The 16063-nt window shown below is 71.1% G+C and carries 13 protein-coding genes and 1 pseudogene; 8 read left to right on the forward strand and 6 right to left on the reverse strand.

All coding sequences use genetic code 11. The features are described from left to right. Positions 1-223: pseudogene (locus AC0AIB_RS29260) on the reverse strand (hypothetical protein); the annotation flags it as partial. A 633-nt stretch (positions 224-856) separates the two neighbouring features. On the opposite strand from AC0AIB_RS29260, the gene AC0AIB_RS29265 reads away from it, so the two are divergent. The 5 genes from AC0AIB_RS29265 to AC0AIB_RS29285 all read left to right on the forward strand — a co-directional run bounded on the left by AC0AIB_RS29265 (position 857) and on the right by AC0AIB_RS29285 (position 7092). Then, complete coding sequence (locus AC0AIB_RS29265; RefSeq protein WP_328342106.1) at positions 857-2533, forward strand: ABC transporter substrate-binding protein; 1677 nt, start codon at positions 857-859, stop codon at positions 2531-2533. A 99-nt stretch (positions 2534-2632) separates the two neighbouring features. After that, a complete protein-coding gene (locus AC0AIB_RS29270; protein ID WP_328342108.1) occupies positions 2633-3640 on the forward strand; it encodes an ABC transporter permease in 1008 nt (335 codons plus the stop codon). After that, entirely contained in the window at positions 3637-4740 is a 1104-nt protein-coding gene (locus tag AC0AIB_RS29275; RefSeq protein WP_442930602.1) for an ABC transporter permease, read from the forward strand. Before AC0AIB_RS29270 ends, AC0AIB_RS29275 begins: the two co-directional genes overlap by 4 nt. 214 nt (positions 4741-4954) lie before the next feature. Continuing rightward, positions 4955-5941 (forward strand): ABC transporter ATP-binding protein, encoded by a 987-nt coding sequence (locus AC0AIB_RS29280; protein WP_328342110.1) that lies wholly within the window; start codon positions 4955-4957, stop codon positions 5939-5941. Then, positions 5938-7092 carry an ABC transporter ATP-binding protein gene (locus AC0AIB_RS29285; RefSeq protein WP_442930603.1) on the forward strand — a complete coding sequence of 385 codons (1155 nt, stop codon included), beginning with the start codon at positions 5938-5940 and terminating at the stop codon, positions 7090-7092. The genes AC0AIB_RS29280 and AC0AIB_RS29285 overlap by 4 nt, the downstream gene beginning before the upstream one ends. 133 nt (positions 7093-7225) lie before the next feature. Here the strand turns inward: AC0AIB_RS29285 and AC0AIB_RS29290 are convergent, their stop codons facing one another. Beyond that, positions 7226-7717 (reverse strand): hypothetical protein, encoded by a 492-nt coding sequence (locus AC0AIB_RS29290; RefSeq protein WP_442930604.1) that lies wholly within the window; start codon positions 7715-7717, stop codon positions 7226-7228. Then, entirely contained in the window at positions 7699-8358 is a 660-nt protein-coding gene (locus tag AC0AIB_RS29295; protein ID WP_328342112.1) for an HNH endonuclease family protein, read from the reverse strand. The genes AC0AIB_RS29290 and AC0AIB_RS29295 overlap by 19 nt, the downstream gene beginning before the upstream one ends. A gap of 107 nt (positions 8359-8465) precedes the next feature. On the opposite strand from AC0AIB_RS29295, the gene AC0AIB_RS29300 reads away from it, so the two are divergent. Further along, a complete protein-coding gene (locus AC0AIB_RS29300; RefSeq protein WP_328342114.1) occupies positions 8466-9929 on the forward strand; it encodes an MFS transporter in 1464 nt (487 codons plus the stop codon). Between the two features lie 92 nt (positions 9930-10021). Here the strand turns inward: AC0AIB_RS29300 and leuA are convergent, their stop codons facing one another. The 3 genes from leuA to AC0AIB_RS29315 form a co-directional block, all read right to left on the reverse strand. Then, positions 10022-11773 carry a 2-isopropylmalate synthase gene (gene leuA / locus AC0AIB_RS29305; RefSeq protein ID WP_328342116.1) on the reverse strand — a complete coding sequence of 584 codons (1752 nt, stop codon included), beginning with the start codon at positions 11771-11773 and terminating at the stop codon, positions 10022-10024. A 265-nt stretch (positions 11774-12038) separates the two neighbouring features. After that, a complete protein-coding gene (locus AC0AIB_RS29310; protein WP_465097887.1) occupies positions 12039-12569 on the reverse strand; it encodes a nitroreductase family protein in 531 nt (176 codons plus the stop codon). 84 nt (positions 12570-12653) lie between these two features. Continuing rightward, a complete protein-coding gene (locus AC0AIB_RS29315; RefSeq protein WP_328342120.1) occupies positions 12654-13478 on the reverse strand; it encodes a hypothetical protein in 825 nt (274 codons plus the stop codon). Positions 13479-13723: 245 nt separating this feature from the next. On the opposite strand from AC0AIB_RS29315, the gene AC0AIB_RS29320 reads away from it, so the two are divergent. Beyond that, positions 13724-14989, forward strand: a complete 1266-nt coding sequence (locus AC0AIB_RS29320) for an aspartate kinase (protein WP_145922160.1) — start codon at positions 13724-13726, stop codon at positions 14987-14989. Positions 14990-14993: 4 nt separating this feature from the next. Beyond that, complete coding sequence (locus tag AC0AIB_RS29325) at positions 14994-16061, forward strand: aspartate-semialdehyde dehydrogenase (protein ID WP_328342126.1); 1068 nt, start codon at positions 14994-14996, stop codon at positions 16059-16061. Positions 16062-16063: the final 2 nt, after the last annotated feature.

Here is a 16063-nt window from a genome sequence, read left to right on the forward strand (position 1 = left end):
CGTTGGCGGTCTGCTCGTCGTCGAGGTCGATGCGGGACTGCTCGCCCTGGGTGCCGTGCGGGATGAGCTTGCCGCTGTCGGGCTTGTCGGCCTGCACGGCGACGGCGACGGGCCGGGTGTCGAGGGTGGGGGTGGTGTGGGTGGCGGGGCCGGCGAGGACGCCGCCGGCGAAGGCGAGGCCGGCGATACCGAGGGCGCTCTTACGCAGCATGGTGGTGTTCATGGGAAAGCTCCATTCGGGGGTTGGCGACGCACCTTGGGGAGGGGTGCGAGGCAAGCACCACGACGGGGCGCTCAGCGGGGGAGGTCGGCGGCTGCCCGAGCGGAGGACTCGCGGCACCGGACCAGGTGTAACGACCTTCGGCCCACCGTCATTCCGCCGGGGGTGGCGGCATCGGGCCGGGCAGCGGGGGGTGCTGCTGCGGTCGTACGCAGGGTGTAACGCCGCCGGCCCGGCCGGGATTCCGCCCCGGGGGTGCGGCCGGTCACGGGACGTCGACCCCATCGCGCCCGGGGCCGCCGTACCTCCGCACGGCGGCCCCGCCGAACCGGACGTTCGGCTTTCGAGCCGGCACCCCGCGTACTCCTCGAAGGGTGGTGGAGCGGGCACGGTGACGGCGGGTGACCGGCGGCGGTGACCGTTTCGGACGTTCGGGCGATTTCCGGACATCGCCGCGCGGCCTCGCTGTGACAGTCCCGTTTGTCGCGGGATCCGGCGGTGTCAGACAGAGCGCTTGGTGTCGGGTTGGTAGCGATTGCCTAACGGCCGTTCCGCTTCGGTGTGTCGTGCCATAGCCTCCCGCTCACGGACCGAGCCATGGACCGGCGTTGTTCAGGCGGATGACAGAGGTGAGAGATGCAGGCGAGAAGGCTAAGGACGGCCGTGAGCCTCGTGGCCGTTGCAGCCCTGGCGGTCGGCGCGGCCGGCTGTGCGGAGAGTGACCGCGGCGATGACAACAGTGGCGAGGCCAAGACGGGCGGTACCTTCATCTTCGCCGGTGCCGGTGACCCGAAGAACTTCGACCCGATCTTCAACGACGACGGTGAGTCGTTCCGGCCGGTCCGGCAGATGTACGACACGCTGGTCCAGCACAAGCCGGGCACGGCCGACCTGGTGGGTGGGCTCGCCGAGAGCTGGGAGCACGACCCCGAGGGCAAGGTCTGGACCTTCAAGCTGCGCCAGGGCGTGAAGTTCCACGACGGCACCCCCTTCAACTCCGCCGCGGTCTGCTACAACTTCGACCGCTGGTACAACATGAAGGGCGCCGCCGCCCAGTCGCAGATGATCTACTACCAGGACGTCTTCGGCGGGTTCGCCAAGAACGAGGCCGAGGGTGCCGGCCAGGCGCTCTACAACAAGTGCGAGGCCAAGGACGACAGCACCGCCGTCGTCACCCTCAACCAGTACAAGGGTGCGTTCCCCGGCGCGTTCGCGCTGACCGCGCTCTCGATCGCCAGCCCGGACGCCCTCAAGAAGGGCGACGCCGACACGGTCAAGCAGAACGGCGACTCCTTCGAGTACAGCTCGTTCGCGACCACCACCCCGGTCGGCACCGGCCCGTTCACCTTCGGTGGCTGGGACAAGGCCAAGAACGAGATCACCCTGAACCGGAACCCCGACTACTGGGGCGAGAAGGCCAAGGTCGACAAGGTCATCATCAAGGTGATCAAGGACGAGAACACCCGTAAGCAGGAGCTGCGGGCCGGCACCGTCCAGGGCATCGACTTCCCGGCCCCGGCCGACCGCAAGGCGCTCTCCGGTGAGGGCTTCCAGGTCCTCGACCGCCCGGCGTTCAACATCCTCTACCTGGGCATCAACCAGAAGAACCCGAAGCTGAAGGACCTGCGGGTACGGCAGGCCATCGCCTACGCCCTCAACCGTGAGCAGCTCGTCCAGACCAAGGGCCCGGGCGGCACCAAGGTCGCCGACGAGTTCATGCCGGACACCGTGCTCGGCTACGCCCCGGACGTGCAGAAGTACGAGCACAACCCGGAGAAGGCCAAGCAGCTGCTCAAGGATGCAGGTGCCGAGGGGCTGACCCTCAACTTCTACTACCCGCCGGACGTCTCCCGGCCGTACATGCCGAACCCGCAGGAGATCTTCACCGTCCTCGCCAACGACCTGCAGGCCGTCGGCATCAAGGTCACCGGCAAGCCGCGTCCGTGGAACGGCGGCTTCAAGGACGACGTGCAGCAGTTCGGCAAGCAGGACCTGCACATCCTCGGCTGGACCGGTGACTACAACGACCCGGGCAACTTCGTCGGCACCTTCTTCGGCCGGGGCAAGGTCGAGTTCGGCGACCAGGCGATGACCGAGATGTTCGCGGCCATCACCAAGGCCGACGGCACCGTCGACGAGGCGGGCAAGAAGGCGGCCTGGGAGCAGGTCAACCGGGACATCGCCGCCAAGTGGCTGCCGGCCGTGCCGGTCTGGCACGCCCCGCCGGCCATCGTCGTCACCAAGGACGTGCAGGGGATGATCGCCAGCCCGTTGACCGACGAGCGGTTCAACACGGTCAGCGTCAACAAGTGACGTCAGTCGGCTGACGCCGTAGGCGTGCATCGGCCCGGGTCGGGAGCAAGTGCCGGCCCGGGCCGATGCCGCGAACATCGAGAAACTGGTGTGTGAGAGATGTTGCGAGTCATAGTCCGCCGCCTGCTGCAGCTGGCGGTGACGCTGATAGCGCTGTCCGCGCTGATCTTCATCTGGTTGCGGAACCTGCCCGGCGGGCCGGTCGAGGCGCTGCTCGGCGAGCGGGCCACCCCGGAACGACGGGCACTGCTGATCAAGGCCCTCGGTTACGACCAACCGATCCTCGTGCAGTACGGCAAGTTCATGCAGCGGGTCCTCACCGGTGACCTGGGCAACTCGATCCGCACCGGCGACCCGGTCACCGACGTCATCGCCCGCGCCTTCCCGGCCACCATCGAACTGGCCGTCGCCGCCATGATCATCGCGGTCGGCCTGGGTGTGCCACTGGGCTACCTCGCCGCCCGCTACCGGGGCCGACTCCTCGACAACCTGACCATCGCCGGCACCCTGCTCGGCATCTCGATCCCCATCTTCTTCCTGGGCTACCTGCTCAAGGACGTACTCACCCAGGACATCCACTGGTTCCCGCCGTCCGGACGGATCAGCACCGGGATGGACAACACCAGCGTGACCGGGTTCTACGTCCTGGACGGCCTGCTCACCCGGGAGTTCGACGCCAGCGCCGACGCGCTCTGGCACCTGATCCTGCCGGCGATCACGTTGGCCACCATCCCGCTGGCGGTGATCGTGCGGATCACCCGGGCCAGCGTGCTCGACGTGCTCAACGAGGACTACGTGCGGACCGCCGAGGCGAAGGGCCTGCGGCACCGCACCATCCGGGGCCGGCACATCCTGCGCAACGCCCTGTTGCCGGTGGTCACCACCATCGGCCTCCAGACCGGCGCGCTGCTCTCCGGCGCGGTGCTCACCGAGAAGGTCTACAACTGGGGCGGCCTCGGCACCCTGATCACCGACTCGATCAGCGGTGGCCGGGACTACCCGGTGCTCCAGGCGATCATCCTGCTCGCCGCGCTGGTCTTCGTGCTGGTCAACCTGCTGGTCGACCTCTCCTACGCCTTCATCGACCCGAGGGTGCGTGTGCGATGAGCGATCCGACGACCCGCCCCGGCGTGGGCCAACCCCGCAGCGGCGGCAGCCCGGCCGACGGAGCCGGCGACAGTCCGGCAGCCCGGCCCGCCGGCGGCCCGGCCGGCGAGCCCGGCCACCGCCCGACCGACCGGCCCGCCGGCAGGAGCGAGCGGAGCATCGGCCGGCTGGGCGACCGGAAGAAGGCCCGGCTGGACGAGTTGGCGCGGGCCACCGCGGACCCGGGCGGGGTCAGCCTCTACCGGGACGCGCTGCGCCGGTTGCGCCGCAACCCGGTGGCCATCGTCGGCGCCGTCATCGTCGGCTTGTTCGTGCTGGTGGCGCTCTTCGCCCCGCTGATCGCCCCGCACGATCCGGTGCAGCGTTTCGACGAGCTGACCAGGACCCTGACCGTGGACAGCATTCCCGGCGCCACCGCGGGACATCCGCTCGGCTCGGACCCGCTCGGCCGGGACTTCCTCTCCCGCATGATCCACGGGAGCCGGCAGACCCTCTTCGTCGGCGTGCTCGCCACTCTGATCGGCCTCACCCTGGGTGTGCTGCTCGGTGCGGTCGCCGGGGCCTTCGGCGGCTGGGTCGACGTGGTGCTGATGCGGCTCACCGATGTGATGTTGGCGCTGCCCAGCCTGCTGCTGGCGATCACCCTGGTCGCGATGGCCAGCCGGTCGAGCCAGTGGACTGTCATCTTCGCGGTGGCGATCGTCAGCGTACCGATCTTCGCCCGACTGCTGCGCGGCTCGATGCTGGCCCAGCGGGAGAGCGACCACGTCCTCGCCGCGCGGGCGTTGGGCGTCAAGGAACGCAACATCGTGCTGCGGCACATGCTGCCCAACTCGCTGACCGCGGTGATCGTGCAGGCCACCCTGACCTTCGCGGTGGCGATCCTGGACGCGGCGGCGCTGTCCTTCCTCGGCCTCGGCGATCCGGACATCAACCGGGCCGAGTGGGGGCTGATGCTCGGCGTGGACGGCCAACGCTACTTCGAGGTCCGCCCCGAGTTGGCCTACTACCCGGCGTTGGCGATCATCGTGGTCGCGCTCGGCTTCACCCTGCTCGGTGAGGCCATGCGCGAGGCGATCGACCCGAAGAACCGGCGGTGACGGCGGTGCGGTGCGTCGGTGTGCGGCCCGGTCGACCGGCGACGCGGCAGGTCGGTGTGTCCGGTCGACCGGCGACGCGGCAGGTCGGTGTGTGGCCCGGAGAGCCGGCGGTACGGCGGGACGGGGTGGTCGGCGGCCCCGGGCCGGGTGGGCACCCGGTGGGCCGGCGACCGCAGTCGGGAGCGAACGACCAGCACAGTGAGGAAGTGACCCGATGAGCCTGCTCGACGTACGCGATCTGAGCGTGGTGTTCCAGCGCCGGGGCGAGCGGCCGTTCACGGCGGTCGACCAGGTCAGTTTCACCGTGGAGCCGGGGCAGACGGTCGGTCTGGTCGGTGAGTCCGGCTGTGGCAAGAGCGTGACCAGCCTGGCGATCATGGGACTGCTCCCGAAGCGGGGCAACCGGGTCGCCGGCGAGGTGCTCTTCGAGGGCACCGACCTGCTCAGGCTCCGCCCGGACGACCTGCGGGACCGGCGCGGCCGGGACATCGGCATGATCTTCCAGGACCCGCTCTCCTCGCTGAACCCGGTCATCCCGATCGGGGTGCAGGTCGCCGAGGTGCTGGAGCGGCACCGGGGGATGGACCGCCGCAAGGCGCTGCGGGAGGCCCGGGAGTTGCTCGAGGCGGTCGGCATCCCGGACCCGGACCGTCGGCTGACGGAGTTCCCGCACCAGATCTCCGGCGGCATGCGGCAGCGCGCCCTGATCGCCATCGCGCTGGCCTGCAAGCCCCGGCTGCTGATCGCGGACGAGCCGACCACCGCGCTGGACGTCACCATCCAGGCGCAGATCCTCACCCTGCTCAAGCAACTGGTCGACGAGACCGGCACCGCGCTCATCATGATCACTCACGATCTCGGGGTGGTGGCGGGCCTCTGCGACACGGTCAACGTGCTCTACGGCGGCAAGGTGGTGGAGCGGGCCGCCCGGCACGAGCTGTTCGCCAGGCCCCGGCACCCGTACACGCACGGGTTGCTCAGCTCGGTGCCCCGGCTCGACTCGGTGCGGGGTGAGCGGCTGCATGCGATCCGTGGCTCGGTGGCCGACAACATCCCGTGGGTCGAGGGCTGTGCCTTCGCCCCCCGCTGCGACAACGTGGTGGACGCCTGCCTGGACGGCCCGCCACCGTTGGAGCCCACCGCCTCCGGCGGCGACCTGCGATGCAACAACCCCGTTTCGGAGGAGGTGGCGGTGCCGTGACCGAACGGACCGGACCTGAGGACGCCGTGACCGAGCCGAGAGGAACGGACGACGCCGCGACCGGGCGGGAGCGGCCCCTGATCGAGCTGCGCGACGTCAAGGTGCACTTCCCGATCAAGAGCGGCCTGCTCTTCGACCGTACCGTCGGCTACGTCTACGCGGTCGACGGTGTCTCGTTGTCGATCAACGCGGGTGAGACGTACGGGCTGGTCGGCGAGTCGGGGTGCGGCAAGTCGACGCTCGGTCGGGGCCTGCTACGGCTGGTCGAGCCGACCGAAGGCGAGATCGTCTTCGACGGCACCGACGTCCGCGCGCTCAAGGGCGAGTCGCTGCGCAAGGCCCGCCGCCGGATGCAGATGATCTTCCAGGACCCGCTGTCCAGCCTGGATCCCCGGCAGTCGGTGGAGTCGCTGCTGGTGGAGGGGCTCAAGGCACACGGGTTGGCCGACGACCGGGAGGCGACCAACAAGCGGCTCCGCGACACCCTGAAGGCGGTCGGCCTGCCGGCCTCGGCGCTGAGCAGGTACCCGCACGAGTTCTCCGGCGGGCAGCGGCAGCGGATCGGTATCGCCCGCGCGCTGGTGCTCGACCCGGACCTGATCGTCGCCGACGAACCGGTCTCCGCCCTGGACGTGTCGATCCAGGCCCAGGTGCTCAACCTGCTGGAGGACCTCCAGAACGAGCGCGGGTTGACATATCTGATCATCGCGCACGACCTGGCGGTGGTCCGGCACATCGCCGACACGGTCGGGGTGATGTACCTGGGCGGGCTGGTGGAGGAGGCGTCCAGCGACGACCTCTACCGGGAGCCGATGCACCCGTACACCAAGGCGTTGATGTCGGCGGTGCCGGTGCCGGACCCGCTGGTGGAGGACCGGCGGGAGCGGATCCTGCTCGCCGGTGACCTGCCCTCGCCGACCAACCCGCCGCCCGGCTGCCGGTTCCACACCCGGTGCCCGTGGGCGCAGCCGACCCGCTGCGCCGACGAGCGTCCGGCGCTGCGTGACGTCGTCGGCGGACACCGGGTGGCCTGCCACTTCGCCGAGGACATCGCCGCCGGGCGGCTCCGCCCGCACGAGGTGGAGCCGGAACTGGTCCGGCCCGACGACGGGGCACCGGGTGACACCGGTGAGCTGATTCCCACCCAGTGAGCAGCTGACGAGGGCCCCTTCCCAAGATCCCGGGAAGGGGCCCTCGTCACGCACTCTGTCGAGCGGTCGGCCGTGTGGCCGCAGCGGCGGTGACCGCCCGGGACCACCCGCCCGGACCGTTGCGGCGGCGGGTTCAGCCCTCGGGGCGGTGCAACAGGGCGACCGCCACGGTGTGCACGGCGTCCAGGTCGGCCGGGTCGGCCAGCTTGGCGGTTCCGCCGGTCACCGCGTACCACTCGTCGGCGTCCTTGTACTGGACGGTCAGGGTGACCTGGCCGTCGGCGTACCGGGTCTTCAGGGTCAGCTCACCGGTCACCACACCGACCTCGTCGGTCATCACCCCGCCGGGGCCGGCGACCAGGTCGGAGGTCAGTTCACGGGGCGTACCGGTGCCGCCGGCGTCAGCGGTCATCCCCGCGCCGGGCAGCTCGGCCGACGCGGCGGGCCGACCGTCGGCGGTCATCCCGGCGGTGGCCGCCCCGTCCGCCGGTGCGGCCCTGTCCACCCCGGCGGCCCTGTCCACCCCGGCCCCGTCGGCTGCCGGCCCGCCTGACGCCGACCCGGTCGGGTCGGTCCCGGCGTCGGTACCGCCCGGATCGGCCGGTGTCAACGCTTGCCCGCCCATGTGCAGCCCCCCAACATGTCACTTATGGCGGCCTTCTCGGCGCTGGTCACCGTCAACCGCCAGTGGTGCTTGACCTCTACCCAGTGTTCCGCGTACGTGCACCAGTAGGCGCGGTTCGGCGGTTTCCACTGCGACGGGTCCTGGTCACCCTTGGACCGGTTGGAGCTGGCGGAGACCGCGAAGAGCTGCGGCCTGGTCAGGTCGTTGGCGAAGTCACCACGCTTGGCGTCGTCCCACTCGTCGGCGCCGGAGCGCCACGCGTTGGCCAGCGGCACCATGTGGTCGATGTCCACGTCGGAGGGGTCGGTGAAGGTCCGCCCGTCGTAGACGCTCTCCCACCGCCCGCCGACGACGTTGCAGCCGGAGAGACGGATGTCCTTGCCGTCCCGCTGGAGCACGCTGTCCCGGACGTCGCAGTTCTTGCCGGTGTCCCGCCAGTGCGGGAAGCGGTTCCGGCTGTAGCCCTTCATCGACCCGGCCTCGGCGACGGTCAGCTCCGAGAGTTGTTCACCGACGTTGCCGGAGCTCGCGGGAGGCGCCTCCGGTTCGTCCACCGAGACGTCACAACCGCCCACGCCGAGGGCGAGCAGCGCGGCAAGGGCCGCCGCCACCGCCGCGCGGCCTCCTGATCTGGTACGCACAGACGACACCTCTCCAGCTTGCGGGCTTCCGGCGATCCCGCACAGTACCCAAGCACGGTTTCCGCGTTTCGTGGCGTCTCCGGTCGCCGGCGTGCAGATTGGTACCCATGACGGCACCGGCTCACGCGCTCCGCATCCGCACCACCGCCGGACGGGGGACGCTGCTCGCCGCGATCCTCGCCTCGGGCATGGTGTTCCTGGACAGCACCGTGGTCAACGTGGCCCTGCCCCGGCTCGGCGCAGAGCTCGACGCCACCGTCGCCGGTCTGCAGTGGACGGTCAACGGGTACGCCCTGATGCTGGCGGCCTTCGTCCTGCTCGGCGGGTCGCTGGGGGACCGGTTCGGCCGGCGGCGGATCTTCCTGATCGGGGTGGTGTGGTTCGCGGTCGCCTCGGTGCTGTGCGGGCTCGCCCAGGACACCAACCAGTTGATCGCTGCGAGGTTCCTCCAGGGCGCGGGTGGGGCCCTGCTCACCCCCGGCTCGCTGTCGGTGCTCCAGGCCAGCTTCCACCCGGACGACCGGGGCCGGGCGATCGGCACCTGGTCCGGGCTGTCCGGCGTGTCCACCGCGCTCGGGCCGTTCGTCGGCGGCTGGCTGATCGACGCGCTCTCCTGGCGGTGGATCTTCTTCATCAACCTGCCGCTCGCGCTCGGCGTGTTGCTGGCGGCGGTGCGCTGGGTGCCGGAGAGCCGGGACGAGAACGTCTCCCGCAGCGCCGGCCGGCGGTTCGACATCGCCGGGGCGCTGCTCGGCGCGCTGGCCCTGGGTGGGCTCACCTACGCCCTGATCGACGCCCCGGTACGCGGGGTCGGCTCCTGGTCGGTGCTGCTCGCCGCCGGCGTCGGTGTCCTCGCCGCGGTCTCCTTCGTGCTGCTGGAACGGCACCGGGGCGAGGGGGCGATGCTGCCCACCACGATCTTCGGCAGCCGGCTCTTCTCGGTGCTGAACGTCTTCACCGTGCTGGTCTACGCCGCGCTGAGCGGGTTCACCTTCTTCCTCTCCGTCTACCTGCAGAACGTCGTCGGCTGGTCGGCGCTGCGGACCGGGTTGGCCACCGTGCCGATGACGGTGCTGTTGCTGCTCGGCTCGGCGCGGGCCGGGGCGCTGTCGGCGCGGATCGGCCCCCGGCTGCTGTTGACCGTCGGCCCGATCGCGGCTGCCGGTGGCCTGTTGCTGCTGCGCCGGGTCGGGCCGGGTGCGTCGTACTGGTGGGACGTGCTGCCCGGGGTGCTGCTCTTCGGGATCGGGCTGACCCTGGTGGTCGCGCCGTTGACCGCGTCGGTGCTGGCCGCCGTGGCGGACCGGTTCGCCGGGGTGGCCAGCGGTTTCAACAACGCCGCGTCCCGCACCGGCGGTCTGCTCGCGGTGGCCGCGCTGCCGCTGCTGGTCGGCCTCTCCGGCACCGGCTACGAGCAGGCCACCGCCCTCACCGACGCGTTCCGGGGCGCAATGACCTGGTGCGCCGGGCTGTTGCTCGTCGGCGCGCTGCTGGCCGCACTGCTGGTCCACCGCCCGCCGTCCCCGGACCGCGCGCCGGGTCGGGCCGGGCGGTCGCCCCGGCGCGCGTAGTCGAGGACCCGCCCCGGGCCGGCGGTGGGCCCGGGGCTCGTGGTCGTGATCCGGGATCGTCCGGCGACGACCACGAGCCCCGGGTCGTGCGATCAGTGCTGAATGCGGTTGGTGGCGCTGGTGACGGCCTTGATGGAGGCGGTGACGATGTTGGGGTCGGTGCCGACGCCCCAGACCGTCTGGCCGTTGATGTCGCACTCCACGTAGGCGGCGGCCTGGGCGTCGCCGCCGGAGGAGAGCGCGTGCTCGTGGTAGTCCAGCACGCGTACCGCCACGCCCACCGACTGGAGCGCGTTGACGTACGCGTCGATGGGGCCGTTGCCGACGGCGGTGAGGGTGCGCGCCGCGCCGTCCACGACCACCTGGGCCTCGATCTCGACCTTGCCGTCGACGGTGCCGATCGTGTAGCCGGTCAGCGTGAGGGCCGGGTCTACCTGGTGGTCGACCAGGTAGTTGCGGGCGAAGATCTGCCACATGGTGCCCGGCTCGACCTCGCCACCGTCGTCGTCGGTGACCTGCTGGACGACGCCGGAGAACTCGATCTGGAGCCGGCGCGGCAGGTCCAGCTGGTGCTCGGACTTCATGATGTAGGCCACGCCGCCCTTGCCGGACTGCGAGTTGACCCGGATGACCGCCTCGTAGGTGCGGCCCAGGTCCTTCGGGTCGACAGGCAGGTAGGGCACCCCCCAGGTAAACTCGTCGATCGGCACCCCGGCCGCCTCGGCGTCCCTGGCCAGTGCGTCGAAGCCCTTCTTGATGGCGTCCTGGTGGGAGCCGGAGAAGGCGGTGTAGACGAGGTCACCGGCGTAGGGGTGGCGCTCGTGCACGGGCAGTTGGTTGCAGTACTCGACGGCCCGCTTGACCTCGTCGATGTTCGAGAAGTCGATCATCGGGTCGATGCCCTGGGAGAAGAGGTTGAGGCCCAGGGTGACCAGGTCGACGTTGCCGGTGCGCTCACCGTTGCCGAACAGGCAGCCCTCGATCCGGTCGGCCCCGGCCAGCAGGCCCAGCTCGGCGGCGGCCACCCCCGTGCCCCGGTCGTTGTGCGGGTGCAGGCTCAGCACCAGGCTGTCCCGGCGGGGCAGGTGCCGGTGCATCCACTCGATCGAGTCGGCATAGACGTTGGGGGTGGCCATCTCGACGGTGGCCGGCAGGTTGATGATCAGCTTCCGGTCCGGGGTCGGGTCGATCACCTCGATGACCTTGGCGCACACCTCCACCGCGTAGTCCAGCTCCGTGCCGGTGTACGACTCGGGCGAGTACTCGTAGTAGACGTCGGTGTCCGGGGTGTGGATCTCGGCGTACTTGCGGCACAGCCGGGCGCCCTGGGTGGCGATGTCGGCGATGCCGTCGCGGTCCAGCCCGAAGACCACCCGACGCTGGAGGGTGGAGGTGGAGTTGTAGAAGTGCACGATGGCCCGGCGCGCACCGCGCAGCGACTCGAAGGTCCGCTCGATCAGGTGCTCCCGGCACTGGGTGAGCACCTGGATGGTGACGTCTTCGGGGATCAGGTCCTGCTCGATGAGCTGCCGGACGAAGTCGAAGTCGGTCTGGCTGGCCGACGGGAAGCCGACCTCGATCTCCTTGTAGCCCATCTGCACCAGCAGCTGGAACATCCGGCGCTTGCGCTCGGGGGACATCGGGTCGATCAGGGCCTGGTTGCCGTCGCGCAGGTCGACCGCGCACCAGCGGGGCGCGACCTCGACGTGCCGGGTCGGCCAGGTGCGGTCCGGCAGGTCGATCCGGAACTGCTCGTGGTAAGGCTGGTAGCGCTGGTACGGCATCCGGCTGGGACGTTGCCGGGCGATCCGGTCGGTCTCGGTGTCGGTGACAGGTTGAGCCATGACGGAGTGCTCCCGTGGGTCAGGTGGCGTCAGCATTCGAAAGGTGTCGGCGGGTGCGGGCGACGATGCCCGGACGGTTGCCGAGAGGAAGTTCGGATCTGCTGGACGGCGCGGTTCGACTCCGCGACGGGGTGCCGGCCTGGTCAGGCCCCGTCGCGGCGACCAAGGAGAAGGTACGCCCGCCACATGACAGAGTGACCCTACGTGATGAGACGGGGGGTGGGAAGGCGGGTCCGGACTCTGAGATGGGAATCGCACCCACCGGTCAGCAGAGCAGCAGGGCGTGGACCGGGCGCCGGTGCCGCAGCGCGGTCTCCCGCCGCAGCAGCTCCTCGGGCAGGACGAACGGGTCGCCGAGTCGCCCCACGGCGGTCACCACCAGTGGGCGGATCTCCGGCGACAGGTCCAGGTCGGCGGCGAGCGCGGCCCGGTCGAAGCCGCGGATCTGGTGCACGTGCAGGCCGAGCGCTGTGGCCTGGACGGTCAGGTGTGCGATCGACTGGCCCAGGTCGTACCCGCACCGCTCCGGGTCGGCTCCGGTGTACGCGCCCACCACCAGCGCGGCGGCGTGCCGGGCCCAGCGCTGGTCGGCAACGGTGAGGCTGACCAGAATCCGTTTCCACGTCTCGTCGTCGCGGCGGCCGAGGGCGAACCGCCACGGCTGGACGTTGCCTGCCGACGGGGCCCAGCGGGCCGCCTCCAGCAGGGATGCGGCCTCGTCGCCGGCCAGTTCGGCGGTCGGATGGAACGCCCGGGGGCTCCAGCGGAAGGCGAGCAGCGAGGTGAGGTCAGCCATGGGTGAAGAATCCTACATGGGTGTTATGACCGATTATTCCCCCTGCTCAAATGTGGTCAAGAGCACCCGTAACGCCCGCTCGGCTCAGGACGTTGCCTCGCTCGGCGAGGCCGACGCCGCCTGCTGCCCCAGCGGCTCGCCGCTCACCACCGGCCCGGCCAGCGGCACCGTGTCGGGGGCCGGGCCGGGCGGACCGGCCAGGGTCAACGTGCCCAGTGCCGCCCGCACGAAGGTGGGCGTGCCGTCCGGCTGGTAGCAGTAGATGCCCACGTCCAGCGGCGGGTTCAGCGAGGCGGCGGTGCTCTCCACGGCGTAGCAGCTGCCCGGCACCCCGGGCGGCGCGGCTGCGGCGGAGACCGACAGCGCGGTACGCCGGTCGGTGAGCACCTCCAGCCAGTCGGTGAACGGGTGCTGCACCCGGGGGTCCAGCTGGCGCGGCACCGTGGCGTCCCGGTCGCCCAGCCGTACGCAGCTCGCCGGGTCGGGACGGCCGGCCGAGGGCAGGCCGCACTGGAAGAGCCCGTCCGGGGTGGCGGCGAGCGCGACGTCGGCCGTCCCACCGAGGGCACCCCCCGGCACGTCCACCCGCCAACTGCCGTCGTTCGCGCTGACCACCGTGATGTCGCGGGCCGGTCCGTCGGTGCCGGACAGGGTGTACCGGGCGGTCAGGTGCCGGTCCCGGGCGGCGGCCGCCAACGCGGCCAGCGCGTCCCGGGCGGTGTCCGCCGGGGCGGGTGCCGGATCGGAGGGCGGCCCGGTCGATGGCGCGGGCGGGTCGTCGGCGGTGCAGCCGGCCAGCAGCACCAGCGGCGCGAGCAGCACCAGCAGGACCAACCGGGCCGGCGGCGCCGGCCGGAACGGGGCGGGAACGCCGATCGGCCGGCGGGCCGCGCGGGGGTGGGCATGCACCGGGTCATTCTGCGCCGGGTGGCCGTCCACCACCGCCCCGCGCGGAACCGGTGCCGGGGCCGGCGTGTCGGGTCCGGCACCGCGGGGAATGCCTGTCCGGATCGGCGACCTGCGCCGGATGGTGGGATCACCTGACCCGCACTCGCGTACCGCCCGATACCCTGGGGTGGTCTGACACGCGCCGCCGGACATCAGCCGGCGGCGTCGGCACGCTCAGGGTCGTCGCTGGGAGGGAGTGCGCCGTCGTGGCACTCGTGGTGCAGAAGTACGGCGGGTCCTCCGTCGCCAACGCCGAGCGGATCAAGCGGGTGGCCGAACGGATCGTCGCCGCCCGCAAGGCCGGCGACGACGTGGTGGTGGTGGTCTCCGCGATGGGCGACACCACCGACGAACTGCTCGACCTGGCCAACCAGGTCAGCCCCCTGCCACCGGGCCGTGAGCTGGACATGCTGCTCACCGCCGGGGAGCGGATCTCGATGGCGCTGCTCGCCATGGCCATCCACAACCTGGGGTACGAAGCCCGCTCGTTCACCGGTTCGCAGGCCGGCGTGATCACCACCTCGGCACACGGCCGGGCGCGGATCATCGACGTCACCCCGGGGCGGCTCAAGGGCGCGCTCGACGAGGGCGCGGTGGTGATCGTGGCCGGCTTCCAGGGCGTCTCGCAGGACACCAAGGACGTCACCACCCTGGGCCGGGGCGGCTCGGACACCACCGCCGTGGCGCTCGCCGCCGCGCTGCACGCCGACGTCTGCGAGATCTACACCGACGTGGACGGCATCTTCACCGCCGACCCACGGATCGTGCCCAACGCCCGGCACATCAGGCACATCACCTACGAGGAGATGCTGGAGCTGGCCGCCTGCGGCGCCAAGGTGCTGCACCTGCGCAGCGTCGAGTACGCCCGCCGCGCGGGGTTGCCGATCCACGTCCGTTCGTCATACTCGACCAACACCGGCACCATGGTCACCGGATCGATGGAGGACCTTCCCGTGGAACAGGCGCTGATCACCGGGGTTGCCCACGACCGCAGTGAAGCGAAGATCACGATCGTGGGGGTGCCCGACGAGCCGGGCGCCGCCGCCAGCATCTTCGACACCGTGGCCGGTGCCGAGATCAACATCGACATGATCGTGCAGAACGTCTCCACCGAGGGGACCGGCCGCACGGACATCTCGTTCACCCTGCCCAAGGCCGACGGGCCGACGGCGATGGCAGCGCTCAGCAAGATCCAGGAGCCGGTCAAGTTCAAGGGTCTGCTCTACGACGACCACGTCGGCAAGGTGTCGCTGATCGGCGCGGGCATGCGCTCGCACCCGGGCGTCGCGGCCGGGTTCTTCGCCGCCCTCGGCGCGGCCGGCGTCAACATCGAGATGATCTCCACCTCGGAGATCCGGGTCTCCGTGGTCTGCCGGGACACTGACCTCGACCGGGCGGTCCGGGCCATCCACGACCAGTTCGAGTTGGGCGGCGACTCCGAAGCCGTGGTGTACGCGGGAACAGGGCGGTAGCCCGGTGGCACCGCAGCCCACCCTGGCCGTGGTCGGGGCGACGGGGGCTGTCGGCACCGTGCTGTGCGACCTGCTCTCCGCCCGGCGCAACGTCTGGGGCGAGATCCGGCTGCTCGCCTCGGCCCGCTCGGTCGGGCGGAAGGTGCGTTGCCGGGGCGAGGAGCTGACCGTCGGCGCGCTCACCCCGGAGGCGTTCGACGGCGTCGACGTGGCGGTCTTCGACGTGCCCGACGAGGTGTCGGCGCACTGGGCGCCGATCGCCGTCGACCGGGGTGCGGTGGTCGTCGACAACTCCGGCGTGTTCCGGATGGACCGGGACGTCCCGTTGGTGGTGCCCGAGATCAATCCGGACCAGGTGCGGCACCGCCCGAAGGGGATCATCGCCAACGCCAACTGCACCACCCTGACCATGATCGTGGCGATCGCCCCGCTGCACCGCGAGTACGGCCTGCGGGAGCTGGTGCTCGCGTCGTACCAGGCGGTGTCGGGGGCGGGTCAGGCCGGTGTGGACGCGTTGCACCTGCAACTCGGCAAGATCGCCGGGGACCGGGTGCTCGGCTCCCGACCCGGCGACGTCCGGCAGGCGGTCGGCGACGACCTGGGCCCCTTCCCGGCGCCGCTGGCGTTGAACGTGGTGCCCTGGGCGGGCTCGCTCGTCGACCACGGATGGTCCTCCGAGGAGATGAAGGTCCGTAACGAGTCCCGCAAGATCCTCGACCTGCCCGACCTGAAGGTCTCCGCCACCTGCGTACGGGTGCCGGTGGTGACCGGCCACTCGGTCGCGGTGCACGCGGTCTTCGCGACCGAGGTGGACGCGGAAGGCGCCCGGGAGGTACTGCGCAACGCTCCCGGCGTGATCCTGGTCGACGACCCGGCCGCCGGCGAGTTCCCGATGCCGATCGACGCGGTCGGCACCGACCCCTCCTGGGTCGGACGCATCCGCCGGGCCGTCGACGACCCCCGTGCCCTCGACCTCTTCGTCACCGGCGACAACCTCCGCAAGGGCGCCGCCCTCAACACCGCCCAGATCGCCGAACTCGTCGTCAAACCCCCCTCCCGCCCCCGCCCCTGACC

Source organism: Micromonospora sp. DSM 43699 (assembly GCF_055517075.1).

What these genes read in the sequence shown, in the direction of transcription:
- AC0AIB_RS29280 (WP_328342110.1), top strand. Translation starts at nt 4,955, where the DNA reads ATGAGCCTGCTCGACGTACGCGATCTGAGCGTGGTGTTCCAGCGCCGG.
- AC0AIB_RS29265 (WP_328342106.1), top strand. Translation starts at nt 857, where the DNA reads ATGCAGGCGAGAAGGCTAAGGACGGCCGTGAGCCTCGTGGCCGTTGCA.
- AC0AIB_RS29270 (WP_328342108.1), top strand. Translation starts at nt 2,633, where the DNA reads ATGTTGCGAGTCATAGTCCGCCGCCTGCTGCAGCTGGCGGTGACGCTG.
- AC0AIB_RS29275 (WP_442930602.1), top strand. Translation starts at nt 3,637, where the DNA reads ATGAGCGATCCGACGACCCGCCCCGGCGTGGGCCAACCCCGCAGCGGC.
- AC0AIB_RS29290 (WP_442930604.1), bottom strand. Translation starts at nt 7,717, where the DNA reads ATGGGCGGGCAAGCGTTGACACCGGCCGATCCGGGCGGTACCGACGCC.
- AC0AIB_RS29300 (WP_328342114.1), top strand. Translation starts at nt 8,466, where the DNA reads ATGACGGCACCGGCTCACGCGCTCCGCATCCGCACCACCGCCGGACGG.
- leuA (WP_328342116.1), bottom strand. Translation starts at nt 11,773, where the DNA reads ATGGCTCAACCTGTCACCGACACCGAGACCGACCGGATCGCCCGGCAA.
- AC0AIB_RS29310 (WP_465097887.1), bottom strand. Translation starts at nt 12,569, where the DNA reads ATGGCTGACCTCACCTCGCTGCTCGCCTTCCGCTGGAGCCCCCGGGCG.